This window comes from Paenibacillus pectinilyticus, assembly GCF_001700435.1.
Lineage (GTDB): Bacteria > Bacillota > Bacilli > Paenibacillales > NBRC-103111 > Paenibacillus_E > Paenibacillus_E pectinilyticus.
Genome location: NZ_LYPC01000028.1, coordinates 640,769 through 657,973 on the forward strand (window position 1 = coordinate 640,769; position 17,205 = coordinate 657,973).

The following is a 17,205-nucleotide window of genomic DNA, read 5'->3' on the forward strand; positions in this document are numbered from 1 at the left end:
GCTCACCTCCTTAAATTTCTCATTAAAAACTTGGCTTCTTAAGCATCCGTTTCTATCTACAGTACGTTCACAACCACCTTGTGCTTCCCGCTCACAATGATCCCATGCGGCAGCGAAGGAAGACGATTCACATCCAGCTCCATCCGTTCGCCGTCTTCGATTTTGAAGACCGTCATATAAAGCTTCTCCACATGGCTAACCGCACGAATCGATTTTAACAGCGCATAGAAAACAGAAGGATGTATCTGCTGGCCAATAGCCCAGCCTTTATTATCAAAATTCCCCGTTAACGGATCCAGGAAGCGATTCAATTTTTCAATGGCCTGAATTTCGGTAAGGACCACAGCATCCATCGCCTCGACAGCCACAACGGCTGATACGGAGATTTCCATATACACCGGTTCAATGACCTGTAAGCGTTCTGGAAAAGCAACCAAACTTGAGGCCCGCCCCAGAATAAATCGCTCGACTTGCTTTTTCAACTCGGGGAAAGTCGAACTGCCTTGCTGACCTTCTTTTGGCAAAATAACGAGCGTCATCGCCCCAACTTCTTTATGCATATAGGCATTCCGATTTGCAATGCACGTGACTTTCGCTATGTTCGGGTACGCTTCACGAGCCAGCCATTCGTAATCTTTGGACGAAACCGCACGGTTACGATGCTTTAACAGCTCAGGACCACGTACCAGCGCCGACTCTATCTTCTCTGCATGACAGCCTCCGGATGCGGGCTCAGGATTATAAACCTCACCGACGAAAGCAATCGAGTCCTGCATTTGATTGATCTGACGAGCGGCAACATTGCCAATTTGACCCGAAGTCACTTGGTAAGTCACTTTCAGCTGCTCAAGACCGCCCTTCGGCGGGTGCATCCCTTGAACACCATCCCCAACACGAATGCGCCCAAACGTACGATCAATGAGGTAATGCCGATCACGAGAACCTGATTCCGTTAAATCACGCACAGCCGTCCAACGCACCCACACTTGTAAAATGTTACCTTCCGAATCTCGGCGAATATCTGTAAGCGGGACTCCTGTTTGTTCAAACAACGAAATTTCCTCTTCGGTGACAAACTCCGTCTCATCCACCCAAACTTCTTCGGAAACGATTCCCGTTCTGCTCAATTGATAGTCCGTTTCTTCGAGTCCCTTCACATCGGGCACCTCTCCGATAATTGTCTCCTGTTGGAGGACATGAACTGTGTTCAAGTACACACCCTGAATCGTCGGAATCTGGATATGGCCGTTCACATCGTCATAAATATCATCTCGGTTACTTGCTCGAATCCAATAACCATCCTGCCCGAATACCGATGCGGCTGCAAAATCCGAAGGGCCCACGAACTGTACCGTTCCACTTTGGGTCAAGCCATTCGTTTCATCAATGACTTTGAGCGCTACCCATTCTGGCGGGCTGCCCGGAATGAGTCCAGCGCGTAAATATTCCCATTCCAATAGCGGCACATCATGTTCGGAGAATCGCTGTTGCTTGACCGACACGAAGATCGAAATCGGCCCTCTTACCGGCGGCGTATCAAAAGAGAAACATAAGGCTGGATGGTTGCCCTCCAACGGTTGGAATGGCTCAAATCCGCCTGCCAATTGCCGGCTATGCTTCGTCCGATCCTCGAACACCGTATTATTAAATGCCACGCTATGCTCGGCTTGATACAGACGGTCCTCATATTGGTATGTGAGCAGTACCTCGTCCACCCAAGGGGACAAATAAAGTGCCTGCGCAATATACGCATTCTCAATATGTAGAATTCTCGCCCTGATCCAGCGATTCTCATTGCCGTTCACGTATGTCGCTTGAAGATCCGCTGGACAGCGGAATTGGATTTCTTTACGTACCTTTTGCTCAATCGGGTAATAAAACAGCTTCTCTGCTTCCTTGCCTACATCGAGCCGAACCCACGTCGTGCCATTCCAATATTCCCAAGCCACCTGCAGAACGGTCACATGGTGAACCGGCGCTTTGTCGAACTTGGTTTTCTTCATGACCATTTTCCAATCCACAGGATCCGTTTGATTCGCACCAAAGCGATTCTCAATGGCTTGCAGCCCGAAGCTCAGCTTAATATCACCATCGGTTTTGGTAAACACTTCCTGACTGCCAATGTAGAAGGAGCCATACAGCGCGAATTGATCGCCAAATGGATAAAAGCCAGAAGGATCCGCATCAATATCATTGTAAAACATCTGATCCGGCTGAATACCGCCTGTTTCGAGTGTATCTATGTAGTCTGTTTTGAACGAGATATGGTCCATAGAAAGTCGGCTGTCAGCCAGCGTTTTATGGCCGAAGATGTGGGGCTTCAAGCGGCACTGAATCCAGCGGCCGTTCCGACCATTCACTTCTTTTGGGACAATCTCCTCGCGGACCCTTTTCCGCAAAATAACACGATTCTCTTTCGCCTCAACATGGTCAAATGGTTTCCAACCATCCCCCGTTGCATAGAGCCACTCGGTTAATTCAGGATCTGCCAATTGATTGGATATCGCATTCTCTTCAAAGCGTCTGGTCGAGTTACGGAATTCGATCTCCATTTGTGCGGGATGAATCACAGTGAAGAGCGAGCTGTGCTCCAAATACAAGGCATGCTCTTGTAAATTGTCGCCATCCTGCAATTGAAACAGCTTCTTCGGCATTGCATACCCATGACGGCTAGCAGCTAAAAATTCATCCGCGATTCGCAGAATGATATCCTGTTTGCGACTCGTCACATACATACTAGTGAGTACGGCTGGCGTCAACAATGCACTGCGTGCCGTTTCATATAGAATGGTATCCGCTTCGATCGATGCGGCAATTTGTGTTCCCGCAGAAATAAATACAGATTCCTTCGTTCCTTCATTTAACGCAAATGTCAGATAGCTGCTTGCCGGTCTTGCCGGAAGAAGTGTGACATCAAACATGTTCAGAAACGAAATCAGGTTCTTCGTCGGTACCCGATTCAATCGTTTAATATTATCGTTAAACATCTCGGCAAACATCAGGAATAGCGCAGAACCCGGGTCCGGATTCTCAGGCGTAAATCGCCACTCTGGTGTATAAAACGGCGCCATTTCCTTCATTTGCTCAATGAGATCGGGGATGTCCCGGGGATCAATTTTGGGAGGTTGCACAGCTCCACCTCCTCTCTACACGAATCGTCATCGCTTCCGCAGCCTCTTTCTACTTGGAGCCTTCAAATAAATAGAACGGATACACTTGGTTAAACAAGTTATTCGTCGTACGAACTTGATACGAAATATGAATCATAACTTTCGCAGGATCATCTACTTCCGGGATCGCTTTTACGTCAACCTCGTCTACGCGTGGTTCCCAGTTGCGGATCGCTTCTACGATGTTACTTTGCAGCAAATGCAGTGTCGTATCGTCTGTTAAGCCAAAAATAAACTCCTGAACACCGCACCCAAAGCTCGGACGCATAACGCGTTCCCCTTGTGTCGTGCCCAATATAACGCGGATCGCTTCAGCGATGTCTTCCTCATACTCGGACATTCGGATTCGCCCCGTTGCAGGGTCTACCTGAATCGGGAATTTCCAGCCTCGTCCCAAAAATGCTTCCGACATCTCCTCACATCCCCTTGTTCATTGATGTTCCTTAATTGATTTTCACCATGCTGCCTTTGATGTTGATAATTCCATCTGACTTGAGATCCAGTGTTGCTCCTGCCTTCAAAGCCATGGTCGCTGACGCTTCTATATTAATCTGGGTCGATTTAATTTTTATTTCCTTCGTGCTTTCGATGCCGACTTCGCCTTTGGCGTTCAATGTGATCTTCGAGGTTTGACTCACGACCGAAATTTCATTGGCTGAGCCGCCTTTGATCAAAATCTTATTGTTGCCGCTGTTATCAGCGATCGAAATGCTGCCATCTTTATCTTTGAGTTCAATGATTTGGCCTTTTTTCGTCTTCAGCGTGACACTCTCGTCACCGCTTTTATCATTGAAGGACAGCTCATGACCAGAACGAGTCTTAATCATGCGCAAATCATTTTTCTCAGCGGGTGTTGGCGGCATGTTTTTCGGATTCCAAAGCATACCGATCACGAAAGGCATCCGCAGCTCTCCCAAATGGAAAGCCACCAACACCTCATCCCCCACCTCTGGGATAAAAAGACTGCCCATTTCCTTGCCGCCCATTAACGTCGCGATACGAACCCAATCCGTCTCCGTTTCGGTTTCCTGCATCGGAAGCTTAAGCTTTACACGTCCCATCTTATCTGGATCTGTGTTATTGGTTACAACCGCTACCATGACACCGCCAATTTTCTGACTGGCAAAATCGGAAATGCCACCTATTGTAATATCGGGAGTTTTGAACATTAGACCGCATTCCCTCCCAGTTGAAACCGAGTTGTATAGCCTTCGTCATCAAAAATGTGGGTGGCCCCCGTAATATAATACGGCTGGTCGAACGTCTTGCCAACACCACTAAGCTTAATATAGCGCCCCGCGCGAATCTCGGGAATGCCTATGCATTCCCCGGTGCCGCTTACCAGCTTCATCGCTCGGCGATTCAGGATGGCATCCGCATAGCTTTTCGCCTCTTCAACCGAGGTTACATTCGTATACATATGTTCCACGAAATCACCCTTCGAGGCCAAAATATCTTTGCCCGTCTTGCTATTAGAACCCAGCTTCGTCACAGTAGCTGATTTCCCTTCGATCACTTTCAGTTCTTTATTGTCCCAAGCACGAACCGTTACGCCAGTGATTTGCTCAGCAAGATTGTGATCAATCATCAAGCTGCGGAGCGTTTTGCCCATTTCCAGTGTCATCACAGCCGTCATAGCCGTGAGTGGCTTCCGGAAATATAAGTTCTTGCCCACAATGAAAAAATCATAGTTAACCAGATTCGCTAAATTTTGAATAAAATGATAGTCATTAATCTGACTTTGTGAAAGCGCCGGAAACTCCGTCGTTGTCGCATCGACATGCGTTTTGAAGCCATATGTCTTGGCAATTTCCTCGACGATATCACTATATTTTTTCTTATTCCATGAGCGGGACTTTGTCCCTTTCATCATGAGATACGAAATATCCATCCCCCGTACCACAAGGCCAGGAGCGCCATCCTCAGGGAAATCCACAACAACCGATGTAATATTCCCCGTAAACACAGCAGTAAATTTATCTAGATATCCTAAACTTATATCGATGGCCTTACCTAATGTAAAGGTAGACAGCCATTGGAAATCGTTCTTCGTAATATCGTAGGCATTCGCTACGCGAAAGGAAAAGGAGTCTGCGGTTCCATCAATCGATGTCTCCACACGCAAATTATCCAGGGCGATATCGTCTGATAATTTCGTGCCATCCACTTTAATTTCATAGTAAGGGGCATAGAAATCGCTGTATTTTTTGGCCAATTCGTCAAAGGTAAATGAGCTTGTTTCCAGATCTAACGCCATCGGCTTAATCCAACCTCGGAACTGAAATGCGGCGTCCCGTGGCAACTTTCATTGGATTATCAATCCCATTCGCTTTGGCAATCTCTCGCCACAGGGTAGGATCTTCATACTCATTGGCAGCAATTGTCCAGAGTTGATCCCCCTGATTCAGCATCTTCAGCTTCGTCCTATCCGCCGAATGGCGAGGGATTTGCTTGAGCTGATCTTTCTTGCTGAGCGTGGATTTGAACGTTACTTTCAACTTCGCGCGAACCGGAACTCCGGTATCTAGGAACATCGTAAAATGCTGATTCACATTCACAACGACACCCTTGAAGTCCAAGGATCCCCAGACAAATCGGCAAAGCGGTGGTGCATGGATCTCCTTTTCCACATCGAGGAGACCTGAAATCTTGGTAGTCAGCAGACGAACGTCCGTCCCTTTTTCATAGGTGTCAAAATAAAAATCCATCGTGAGTGACGTCGTCCCCCCGCTCACAAACTGAGCGATTGGCATGGACAGGCCCGGCACTGTTTTCCAAGAATAGCTATTGCCGGTATCGAGCGTATACTCGCCCGGATTGAACATCACTTGCACATTTTCTGTTTTACTGCCTTTGTGAACAATGATCATTGCTTTCTTGAGTGCCATAGGATCCATCCTTCCTGCCGTGATCTATGTATAGTTAACGTTATTAACGATTTAGCCTGCAAATGATATTCTACCTAAAAAATTATACACCTCGGCGTTGCCGCTCGAACTTCATTTTTTTCTCAATTTCGCGGTACACCTTATCCGCAATCTTCGCAATGTCCAGCTGCGGAAGCTGCTTAATCAGCTCTTGAATCTGCTCCTCGCTGAGCTCTGGTGGAGCCTGCTCAACGGGTGCTGCTGGTGTCAGTTCCTGATCTGCGCTCGATTTGGTGCGCAACCAATCCATGTCCAGCGGTGCTTCGGAGAGCTGGCTGGCTGGAGCTTGTTTATGCTCCAGCATCGCGACTGGTGCGGCGAGGTGTTCTTGTCTAGCCGTTTGGATGAGGGAATGCTGGGCGCCTATGGTTGGGACGCCCTGATGCATCGCGCCGATGCTCGGCGGCTGCGTTCGAGACTGCAGGGTCGTGCCTATTGGGGGCGCGGCTTGTTGACTCGCTCCGATGCTCGGCGGCTGCGTTCGTGATTGCAGGGTCGCGCCTTTTGGTGGCGCGGCTTGTTGATTCGCGCCGATGCTCGGCGGCTGCGTTCGGGATTGCAGGGTCGCGCCTATCGATGGCGCTGCTTGATGGCTCGCGCCGATGCCCGGCGGCTGCGTTCGCGATTGCATAGATGCGCCTATGGTTGGCGCGACTTGTTGATTCGCACCGATGCTCGGCGGCTGCGTTCGCGATTGCAGGGTCGCGCCTATCGGTGGCGCGGCTTGTTGATTCGCGCCGGTACTCGGCGGCTGCGTTCGAGACTGCAGGGTCGCGCCTTTTGGTGGCGCGCCATTGCGGTGGTCGGCGCTGCTATGCATCGCGCCGCCAGCTCTGGCTTGCCGCTGCACCTGCGTGGGCAGCGGCTTGGTTAATGCAGCAGCCCAGCCTTGGCTGCTCGTCATGCTGGCGGTGCCCTGCACGCCAGCCGTTGGTGCGGCGGCTCTGCCGGAGGCAGCCGCCAAGGTTAGACTGCCCGTCCCGCGGGCGGGCAGTTGCCGTTCTGCTGCGGCAGGCGAAGCCGCAGCTACGCCCGCAGGAGCAGCGCGAAGCGCTCCTGCGGGGCTCGCCAGCAGCGGCATGACACGAGGTGTCATGCTCGCGTTCTGGCGAGCCCTTGGCGCGCGTGCGGAGCGCGCGCCTTGCACTACCTCTGCGGCCCGCGAAGCGGCCGCAGGCTCTAACCCTTGTGCGCGCTCTTCCACTTGCGCGCTCACCATAGCCCTGATGGTTTGCTCCGCCGAATCTACTTGGAAGCGTTCCGCTTCCGTGCGGTTCTCCGAACCAAGTGCTTCCCGCTCAGACTCGCGCTCGCGATCGTCGACACGGGCTTGTCTCCGAAGATGCTCGGCTTGCGCCCCCGTCCAATTCACTACTCTACGCCTCGCGACAGCTTGAGGCTCATCGCTCTCAGATGTCACTTGTCTGGCATCACTTGCCGATACACGATCAATCAATTGTCTCAACCGTGATTCGCTTGCTCTTTGTATGAGGTTTACTTGCCCTGCCTCTGTAGCCCTTTGAATAAAATTGCGATTACTGTTTATCGGAGTTTGTCTACGTACTGGCAGACTGTTTACGATACCTTCCGATCCACTCTTGCTCATACCTTTCTCCGAACGTTCAAAACCGCGCTGAACATTAGTTCCTCTAGTTGTCTCACTAAGCAGCCCCGACTGGCGTGCAGTTTCTTCAACAAGCCCTTGTTTCGGTGCACTACCACTTTCAGAACTTACTGAACGTTGTACAAGATTCGCTCGTTCTTGAGTACCTGTTGTGCCAAATGGTCGAACTTGTTCTGATCGATCGGTACGTCCAGGTTGCACTCCATCGTGTAGGCCTGCTGATCGTTGCACTAGTTGAGCTGATACCGCCCCTATTTTCGCTCCCAGTATCCGAGCTATGTCTTCACTTTTTGCTCTTCTAGCCTGTATCCCGTTCTCACTTCCAGGCAATCGCCCAACAACGATTCCGTGCTCGGCTCGGCTTAGCCGCCTTAATATCTGATCGTTATTTTCACCAATCGTTAGACGGGACCGTTTATCGTTCTCTACTCGCGATGGCGATTGCACCAAAGTTCCACGTACAGTCTGCCTACTTGGAAAACCTTCCTCTGGTTGCTCATCTCTAATAGATTGGCCCAGAGACTTACCTGTTGGCATTACACCGGATCCTCTATTTTCCTCTTCCTTAACAACACTCATCGTTATTTCACTAGCTTGGGTACTACTTCCTTGAGTCTGAGCATGTTCAGGACCTTCAGCTCGAATCACTTGCTGATCTGTTTCCATCTCAGATGACGGTTGAGCTTGTCTCTCCTGAGCCGTTTCACTTGCCACTTGAGGTTGTTCAATGGGATCTGCTGCGCCGCTTCGTCGTGGAAATGTGCCATTTTCAACTTGCCCTGCACGCAGGATGAGTTGTCCTCTTGCCCATGTATCTCTTCGGCTCATATTTGGTGCACTTGCATCACTAACAGAATCTTGGGTTTGCGATGAAATGCGAAGATTAACTTGCCTTGATACAAATTGGCCTACATCCATCTTCCGCTGTATCGTGGCTTGTTGTTCTCTCACGCGGTCCAATCGTGATAGACTGCCAGCTCGCCGAATCATATCGATGGGGGAGCGGCTTCCTCTTTTCCCAGCAACAATATCAGTTGCTTGACTGGTTAACCCACTATTACTTGGTGCACTTGAACTTGAACTTGCTCTTGAACTTGCACTTGCACTTCCATTTGCGCTTTCTCTTGTACCCGCGCTTGCACCTGTCTTATTACGCTCACTTGTCCCTGCACTTGCACTTTCCACACGCGATCCCAACCGACTAGTCGAACCACTTTCTATTACCTGCGTGGTTGGAGCCTGATTCTGTCTATTAGATACAGCAGCAGTACCAGTATCCATTAGATTGGATTCTTTCTGTAACTTGCGCTGAAGAACCAAAGGTCCTTCTGTCATTGATTTACTAGATCTCTCGAAAGACATAGTGCTCTGTGCAACCTTGGCTGCAATTTCTGCAGCTAAAGCCTGTCTAGCTCCTCCAAAAGTTAAAGGACCTGCACTTACTTCCGGTGAAACTGAGTTATGTTGGCCCACAAGATGCTTGTTGCCATCGTCCAATGGACCCTTTGGTGATCGTAAAACACGCCCACCCTCTTGCATCTCTGAGCCAATATTCTTAGCTGATCTCGGCATCATCGTTCCGAGCGTCTTCAAACTAGCCTTGGTAATCTTAGCTGCTATATCAAAAGCTAACTGACCCGTAGGCAGTTTGCTTTCATTAACCGGTACATGGTTCTCCAATTGGTCAGTTTGCCTAACCCGTTGAGGTCTACTATGATCCTCTTGTTCTCTCGTTGTTTCTGTAGAACGGTGGACGGCATCCGTATTCTTAAATGGCGCCTCCCTGCCCGCTTTTCGAGTCATTCCAATCGTTTTATGTAAACTTGAAACGGTCCTTTCGGTTCCATTCCACTTATCATCCCTAGCTTTACTGGCCGACTTAGCTCTAACTTCTGCACTAAGATCTGGTTTGGCAAAGACATTCCTATCATTTGTCTCAAGCCATCCGTGGGAAGTAGCCTGAAAACTATTGTTACTCACACTATTATTTATACTTCTTACCAAAGAATCAGCAGAAGAGGGTTGTCTTTGTTGAATAACGAGCTGTTGAAGCCAGTTCTCGTTGCTTTGAATTTTCTCGACCGTTGACCTTGTCTTCCCCTTATCCTGAGCAGCAAGCTTTCTAAAAATCTTGCTCGGCAGAGGTGTCACGGCTGTTGCACGTTTCGAAACGACTGCTTGCTGATCTATTCTACGAACAGTCTCAGGTTGAAATAGTCCTTCGACATGTGAGTTGAAATTTGGTTGATTTAATCTGCGTTCCATCGAACTACTGTTAATCGATTTCGCAGACTCTCTGCCCTCGTCGTTGCTCGTAATTGGTGTACGAGAACGTCCTCTTGTCGGATTAACAATCTGTTCTACATTTTCTTCACTTGCTTGTTCTGAAATATCTTCTTGAGCATGCTTCAAGTTGAGCACTTGAGCTGCTTGTTCATGATCCTGCTCTAGGCCTGTTGCTTGTCCCTCTTGAATGTTCTGCCTAACTAGTCTTTCTTCTCTAGCTTGAATATCTTCTTTTTCCAGTTGCTCCTGCTTGCGTTCTTCCTGCCGTTGCTCAGACACCTGTGAACTAACAGTTTGCCTTTGCACATCGGATAGCCCCTGCTGCTCATTAACCTGAAGCAATGGTTGCTGCTGATCGGCAGATTGATCTCGCTGTATCTCTGAAGCCTGTAGTTGAAGCTCCTCACGTTGTTGCTGCATGTGCCGAATGACATTGGCTGCTTCTGAACGTTGTTCTTCTAGATTATTGAAGACCCGTTGTTGTTGAGTGATCTCAGCTTGATCAGCTTTCACAACTTGTTCGCCTGATTTGCGCCACACCGGTGTCACCCGTGAGTCTGTCTGCCAAGCCTGAGGACTCCGGTCAACGGCATTCGATCTCGCTGTAGTCTGCATAGATCTAGGTAATCTTGACGTTAAACTCGCAGCATTAATCGCCATCAGTTGTTGACTTGCGGCTAGAACACCTTTTGCTATCGAAGCATTACCTCTATTTGTTTGTTTCTTTTCACTATTCGGCGCTTCTTCAGCGGGTTGCTGACCTGCTTGTGCTCCCTGAGCTTCCGCATGTTTAAGTAATAAACTGCGAATAAAACGCACTGAACTCGGTGTTGCTTCTGATGAGAAAGGACCTTCACCTAGCTTCAAAGATTTCCTATCATGATCTGTTTCTGCAATAAGGGTCAATCTACGGACTTCTTTGTTAGCTGTGTCTAGCAAGTTTGGCTGAGATGCCCCGCCTTGATTCATTTGCGTTTGGGTCACATCTTGCAAGATGAGCTTCGCCACATTCATAAATGAAGGCTGCGTTTGAAGAACAGACTTCACTGACGAAAGTGCTCCAACCGTACTGTCGGTCTGCTGTCCAGCAATTAACTTCCCAGCTTGAAACTGTTGTAACCATTCGGAAGTGCTGCGTACGGCATCCACATGCTGAGCGACGCTCGTATGCGTAGCCTTAACTGAGGCTCCTCCATTGTCTTCACTAGGACGAGATGAACGATGTTCTTGCCCCTCACGCAAAGCTTGCTTATATAATAAATGCAATGTTTTTTGCTGGATATTCGTTGTGTGATTTGCCTGTTGTACGTCATTTCCCTTTGAATCTGCTGGAATCTTCTTGCTTTCAGCAGCATGAGTCAACATGCCAATTGAAGCAACAAGCTGCCTCATCGAACGCCCCATAATGGGTGAGTTTCGTTTATTAATGGCATTAATTTTTTCTTGTTTGGACTTCACTTCATCCTTATTAACGGCATGAACGGTCTCTTGTACAGGCAGGGGCTGAGTTGCCAGCTTCCTGTCTTTCTTACTTTTACGTCCTCTCTTCTTAAACGGTTGATCAACTATCGCTGCAACCTGCTCGGAAGAAGCATGTTCTTCTTGTGTAGAACTTTCATTGATGTTGACTTCCTTCGGCAGACGATAACCACTTTGGGTAATTAGCTGTTGCAATTGCCCAATCATGTGCTGCTTCGTAATCAATGGTGCAGATTCGGGGTGCTTTAAATTCTGCAATTGCAGCTGCAATTGTAAAACCCACGCCCGATCACTCGGGTTCTTGATGGAGGCTAATTCTTTATCTGTTAATACACCTTTGCCCTTAAAAATGAGAGCAAACATACCTAAATAATTGTTACGATCAAATCCGTACTTCCCCATGATGCCAGAAGCGAATTGCTTCGCTTGACGGGAGGTCTGACCGACCGTAGACCTGCGTTTACCTTCAGCAAAACGTAACGAACCCTTTTTTCGTTTCCCAAGGGGTGTATGCGATTGTCGAGAGTTCATGAACAATCCCCCTAAAAGTTTTGCGTAGCAAAACTAGCATCGTAAGCATAATCTTTGAGTTTTCGTAAGAAAACTAACTTCGTTGCTTACTTCTTAAAAATCGTCTTCAAACCCGCATGCACCAGCTCAATCGACTCGATGGCGACATTGGCGCTGCTTGCATTGAGATCGGGTCCGTTCCATTTCACAGGAAATGCACTCGTGAATTCCCAACGGCACATCTCTTTTCCCTCAGCGTTGTACAAAAGAATAGAGCCATTCTTCCGACTGATTTTGCCTTGAGCCGCATTATTGTACCAATCCCAGAGTTCACTGGAGTTGCTGATACCCCTTTTGAGAATGATATTCGGATATTTCGTATGTTGAACCATGTAGTGAGGGTGCGTATTCAAACCGCCTTCCCAATACGGCTTTACTTCGATCTCTGACTTCATGCCCGTCACCTCGGAAAACCCTCCGACGATCAGCCCATCAAGCTCAACTAGAAAACGAAAATTACCGCCTACATTATGCAATTTAGAAGGCTTCGTTGCCATTGTTCGTTACTCACCTCTTACCGAAAAACATCAAACGGATTGTCTGGCTGTTTCTTACCTTCTTCGTTCAAATTACGGTTGATGCGGGAAATTTCCTCGCACCACGTTCGGCGTTCACGGTGTTCCATGGACATAATTTCATCATGTGACCAATGAAAATAGTAAGCGATGAAGCCTACTTCCTCATATATTTTGTCTATGGGATAGCCCGTTACGCCATCTCGTCCAAAAAAGACACGTCCACATCGAACTCATGCTCACATTTCGGACAGCTCGTGTGAACCGTAGGCACGTCCATTTCGTTAATTTGACGATAGAAATTTTGCAAGAATGCGAGATCTGCTGTGAAAAACTTTTCGACAACACGTGTATCAATCGCACGTAAGTCACCCAAATTCGTAATGACGCGTGTAAGTAGGATAATGGTTAAATAACCTGGATTTTGCTGAACACGTTGGTCACGCATAGGTAGAATTTCATCTGCTGCTGTTGCTAGACGCATAACCCCTCTTTTGTGCAGTGTACCATTGTCATCCACGTACCCTCTAGGAAGTTCGAACTCATATTCTGTTTTGAAAGCCATGTTGTTAGTTACCTCCTTCAAGTTTTTCGCCAGCAAACTGGCCTTGTAAGCATAATCTTCGTGATGATCAGGCTTAGCGCCCAAAGAAAAAATAAGAGTTAGGAACCGGAGGTATTCGCCCCGGCACCTACTCTAACCTTGCATTACTTCGTGCGTGTCATACCTTCATGAGCAAGCTCTAAGCTCTCAATAGCAACTTCGTTCCCAGTCCCTTTGAAGCTTGGTGCTGAGTACTTGGATGGCCATGCTTCGATAACCTGCCAAGTCGCCACATCTCCGCCTTCTTCGTTGATCGCGATGATCGTAACGGTTTTGCGGGAGATTTTGCCTTGAATGGACTCTGACATCCAGTTGTACATATCCATGGAGTCAGTAACTCCCCATTTCAATGAGATGTTACCGTATTTAGCAAGTCCCGGAAGTTTCCGAGGCGTGATGGTTTCGTTTCCTTCGCGGTATTCAATTACCGAAAGTGAAGCGTCAAATCCAGAGATTTCACTGAATCCCGCCTGCTGAATACCTTCTACTTCAATTCTGAATCTAAAATTGCGGTATGGATCCCTACGTTCGCCAGCCATAGTATACCCCTTTCCTAATATGCGTAATGTCTAACGTTAGACTATTCTTCTCTTGTTTTCTGAGTAATGCGGAAGATTACGAACTCGGCAGGTTTCACCGGAGCAACCCCGATTACGCAGATGAGTCGACCATTATCGATGTCATCCTGTGTCATTGTGCTGCGGCCAATATTAATGTAGAACGCTTCAGAAGGACTTCCGCCCATCAAAGCACCATCTCTCCACACCCGCGTTAAGAACGCGTCAATCGTCCGCTGTACACGTGCCCAAAGCTGTTCGTCATTCGGTTCGAAGACAACCCAGTTCGTGCCGTTCTTGATGGACTCTTCAATAAAGATGAACAAACGTCTAACGTTCACATATTTCCATAAACCGTTTGACGATGTTGTGCGAGCGCCCCATACACGAATACCTTGTCCAGCAAAATGACGGATCAAGTTAACGCCTTGTGGGTTCAAAATGTCTTGCTCGCCTTTGTTGTATTGGCAATCCAGGCCAACTGCACCGCGAACGACTTCATTTGCTGGCGCTTTTTGAACGCCGCGCGTTTGGTCGGAACGGGAGTAAATACCGATAACGGAACCAGATGGCGGTATGTAAATGTTACGTTTGTCTAATGGATCGAAAACTTGCAACCATGGGTTGTACATCGCCGCATAAGAGCTGTCGAAGATATTGCGGTGTGTCATGACATCCGCTACTTTGGTTTTCTCGCGTGGAATATCGAGAACCGCGAAGCGGCTGCCCAAGTTTTCACAGTGTGCTACTAGGGATAATTGAACCGTTGGCTCCGTTACACCCGGAATCGCAATGATGGACACAACATCGTTATCGATGAAAGACTGGATACCTGTACGTTTACCAGGTCCACGGTCTACACCCATGTAGATATCGGGCGTTACATTTGCGATGGAACCGTTGCTGCCGCCGGACAATTCGATTTTGAATTTGCCAGCTGTTTCGTTCTCTCCGGAAAGCACCTCGAAAGGAGCGATTGCGCCAAGATCTTGACCTTCTGTCAAATCCTTCACCGTAATAATGTTCGAGCGGGAAACGATTTTCTCAATGTGGTTCGCTGCTGAAATGTTCAAGGATACCTTCTCATACGTTTCAGCTTCGTCACCATAGAAAACGTGAAGTGTAAATTCACTTGTCGTCAATACTTTAGCAGGCAGTAAGCCGCTATCCACAACATCGCCAGTAAGTGCTTCAGACAACGAGATAATGTTATCTTGGGAAGCGACAACTTTGCTGTATTGTTTTACGCCTTCTGCATCAAAAGCAACGACGTCGCCAACGTTAAAGCCAGCGTTATTTTTCACACGATATTGTGATTCACCCAGCACTTCATAGATTTGCGTCTTAGCTTTGCTAGCTGGCACCACAACGATACGAACTTGATTCCCCCATGTTCCTGGGTTCTTGGAAGCAATCTCGATGATTGCTGATTCTTTATTCGAAGCTGCTTTGTTCGTTGCTACTTTCGCATCAGTTGGCGCTACACGCATAACGAAGCAGCGATTACCTCCGTTTAAGTAGAAATGCTCTACGGCATAGGAAAGGAAACGATATTCGCCGAATTCATTCTCGGACAAGTAGCTACCGAATAAACGGTGGAAATCAGCTACGCTCGTAACCAGTTGAGGGACACCTTCAATTTCCCCTCTTTGCGCAAGCCCTATAAACCCGGCCGTACTTGTGCTTGCACCCTCAAGCGGTTGTGCTCCGCTGTCAAACTCTTCCACATAGACTCCAGGTGATAAATAGTCAGCCATTGTTCCCCAGTTCAGTCAGATGGCACTGCTTACTATTAAATATGGCCAAAGACATGAAACCAGTTCTCTCCTTTCTGCTTGTCATTTTGTATAGAAGATGGACGTGTCCATTCTACTAATTAGGGTTACGTGAAACAGATTTTGCCAAGATTGGCGGTCGTTCCTTCTGCGACTTCGATCTCCTTGATCTCATGCTTGCCCTGTTCTCCGTACGTGATGACTAATTCGGTCTGGAAACTCGGAATCCGATTGCCTCGAAAAGCAATAACAGCCTCTCCTCGATCCGTACTTCGGGTTTCTTGAACAGGCAGCAGCATAGCGCCTCGCGTAAACGCGTTGGTTAGCGGATTCGCCAATCGAAACCGCTTCTGATGCTCCAGCACTTCAGAAATGCGAATGATTTCTTCGGATGCTTTAGCTCCTCTGCCTCGGAGTAAATAAGCATCCCCGGCTACCACGCTGCCAGTGAAAGAGCCTAGTGTCACTTCGAGCGTGCCTTTGTCTGCTTGATCTACCATTAAACGCGCTCGCGCGCAATCCTCCGTTAGAACAGTTGACAGTAAGCGGGCATCGCGAATCGGTGCTCCTGCAGCATTGTGAAGCATAAGCCGGATCAATCCTGCTCCTTGGGAAAAAGGGTACGAAGGTAACGGTTTCACCTGAACAGTTTCAAGAAAATTGCGGGTTTCAACCGTGATGTTCCTATATTCTTGAAAATAAAACTCGCTTTGCACCACCAAACGATAATCGCCAGGTGGTAAATCGTTAAATATATAGGAACCATTCGATTTGCGAATTGCCTTCGAACGGGTGCCTTCTAGGTGAACGGTGGTCGTGTTGCCGAGAGGAGCTTGTGAGGTGAGTGCGTCAATGACGCACACAACCAGGGAAACGCGGGATTTCAATTGTGATATTCGAATCTGATCCACAAAGGAATCCTCCTAACCTTGAATACGAAAATCGGTTTCCGAAACCCTTTTAGTTGTTTTGATACGCGTAGAATCGATATGTACAGGACCAACCGTATAAGCGACAGAGAGTCTGTAGGGGGTTTCTGAGAAATTCCACATATTCATGATGCTTTCACCTTTAAAAGGGTCCATGACGATGCGAACTTCTTCATCTTGCTCGGCCAATGTACCTACGGTCATCGAACCACGTAGAACGGAATGATCGTACAATACCTGCATCGCCCTACCTAGAATTCGGTGTTCATCCAGCGCTCTGGATGAAAGCTCAGCCGGTGATTGTACCGTGACTAAGTAACTCAAATCGACAACCATGGGAGGAAATTGAATCTCATTCGTTCCTCTAGCAATCATATGAGTTTGACGATTATTGCCGCTCTCGCGAACATTGTACAGATAGAGAGATAAGTAGAAGTCTCCCTTATCGACAGGCGAGGCAAGCCCTATCATTTCCGGTTGAGGAATGGGGTCTGGGGTCATATTTTCTCTAAGAAGCTTGACTAGTGATGCACTAACATCAGCGATGACAGAATAATTACCTATGAGTGTCACTTCCTGCCTCAAATTACCTAGTATTCATGTAAAAAAGATGCTTAATATGTCACATTGTGTATCTTTTTCTATTATAATTGCAAACCGTCAGGATGACTATAGGGTATATATTTTTTATTTGTGCTTTTGTCCCGATTTTTGACGATATTTGGCTAAAAGTGGCGGATATAGCCGACAAAAGGGCAAGCTCACACTA

Annotated in this window: 13 protein-coding genes; all 13 read right to left on the reverse strand. The window is 47.9% G+C overall.

The window, feature by feature from the left end:
* Positions 1-56: 56 nt before the first annotated feature.
* Complete coding sequence (locus tag A8709_RS30515) at positions 57-3,131, reverse strand: baseplate J/gp47 family protein (RefSeq protein WP_065858348.1); 3,075 nt, start codon at positions 3,129-3,131, stop codon at positions 57-59.
* A 49-nt stretch (positions 3,132-3,180) separates the two neighbouring features.
* Positions 3,181-3,582, reverse strand: coding sequence for a GPW/gp25 family protein (locus tag A8709_RS30520; RefSeq protein ID WP_065858350.1), 402 nt, complete (start codon positions 3,580-3,582; stop codon positions 3,181-3,183).
* Between the two features lie 31 nt (positions 3,583-3,613).
* Complete coding sequence (locus A8709_RS30525) at positions 3,614-4,339, reverse strand: phage baseplate assembly protein V (protein WP_065858352.1); 726 nt, start codon at positions 4,337-4,339, stop codon at positions 3,614-3,616.
* Positions 4,339-5,472, reverse strand: coding sequence for a phage late control D family protein (locus A8709_RS30530; RefSeq protein ID WP_244163352.1), 1,134 nt, complete (start codon positions 5,470-5,472; stop codon positions 4,339-4,341). The genes A8709_RS30525 and A8709_RS30530 overlap by 1 nt, the downstream gene beginning before the upstream one ends.
* Complete coding sequence (locus A8709_RS30535; RefSeq protein ID WP_065858356.1) at positions 5,432-6,058, reverse strand: CIS tube protein; 627 nt, start codon at positions 6,056-6,058, stop codon at positions 5,432-5,434. The genes A8709_RS30530 and A8709_RS30535 overlap by 41 nt, the downstream gene beginning before the upstream one ends.
* 82 nt (positions 6,059-6,140) lie before the next feature.
* The gene (locus tag A8709_RS30540; protein ID WP_065858358.1) at positions 6,141-12,017 is read right to left on the reverse strand and encodes a hypothetical protein; all 5,877 of its coding nucleotides are present in this window, start codon (positions 12,015-12,017) and stop codon (positions 6,141-6,143) included.
* An 86-nt stretch (positions 12,018-12,103) separates the two neighbouring features.
* Positions 12,104-12,553, reverse strand: coding sequence for a phage tail protein (locus tag A8709_RS30545; protein WP_065858360.1), 450 nt, complete (start codon positions 12,551-12,553; stop codon positions 12,104-12,106).
* 17 nt (positions 12,554-12,570) lie between these two features.
* Complete coding sequence (locus A8709_RS35620; protein ID WP_081787256.1) at positions 12,571-12,753, reverse strand: DUF6760 family protein; 183 nt, start codon at positions 12,751-12,753, stop codon at positions 12,571-12,573.
* An 11-nt stretch (positions 12,754-12,764) separates the two neighbouring features.
* Positions 12,765-13,136: a hypothetical protein gene (locus A8709_RS30550; protein WP_065858362.1), complete on the reverse strand. Its 372-nt coding sequence runs from the start codon at positions 13,134-13,136 to the stop codon at positions 12,765-12,767.
* 143 nt (positions 13,137-13,279) lie between these two features.
* Positions 13,280-13,714, reverse strand: a complete 435-nt coding sequence (locus tag A8709_RS30555; protein WP_056612231.1) for a phage tail protein — start codon at positions 13,712-13,714, stop codon at positions 13,280-13,282.
* Between the two features lie 41 nt (positions 13,715-13,755).
* Complete coding sequence (locus A8709_RS30560; RefSeq protein WP_065858364.1) at positions 13,756-15,489, reverse strand: phage tail sheath family protein; 1,734 nt, start codon at positions 15,487-15,489, stop codon at positions 13,756-13,758.
* Between the two features lie 125 nt (positions 15,490-15,614).
* Positions 15,615-16,418 carry a peptidase associated/transthyretin-like domain-containing protein gene (locus A8709_RS30565; RefSeq protein ID WP_065858366.1) on the reverse strand — a complete coding sequence of 268 codons (804 nt, stop codon included), beginning with the start codon at positions 16,416-16,418 and terminating at the stop codon, positions 15,615-15,617.
* A gap of 12 nt (positions 16,419-16,430) precedes the next feature.
* On the reverse strand, positions 16,431-17,009 hold the full coding sequence (locus A8709_RS30570; RefSeq protein ID WP_244163353.1) for a Pvc16 family protein: 579 nt from the start codon (positions 17,007-17,009) through the stop codon (positions 16,431-16,433).
* Positions 17,010-17,205: the final 196 nt, after the last annotated feature.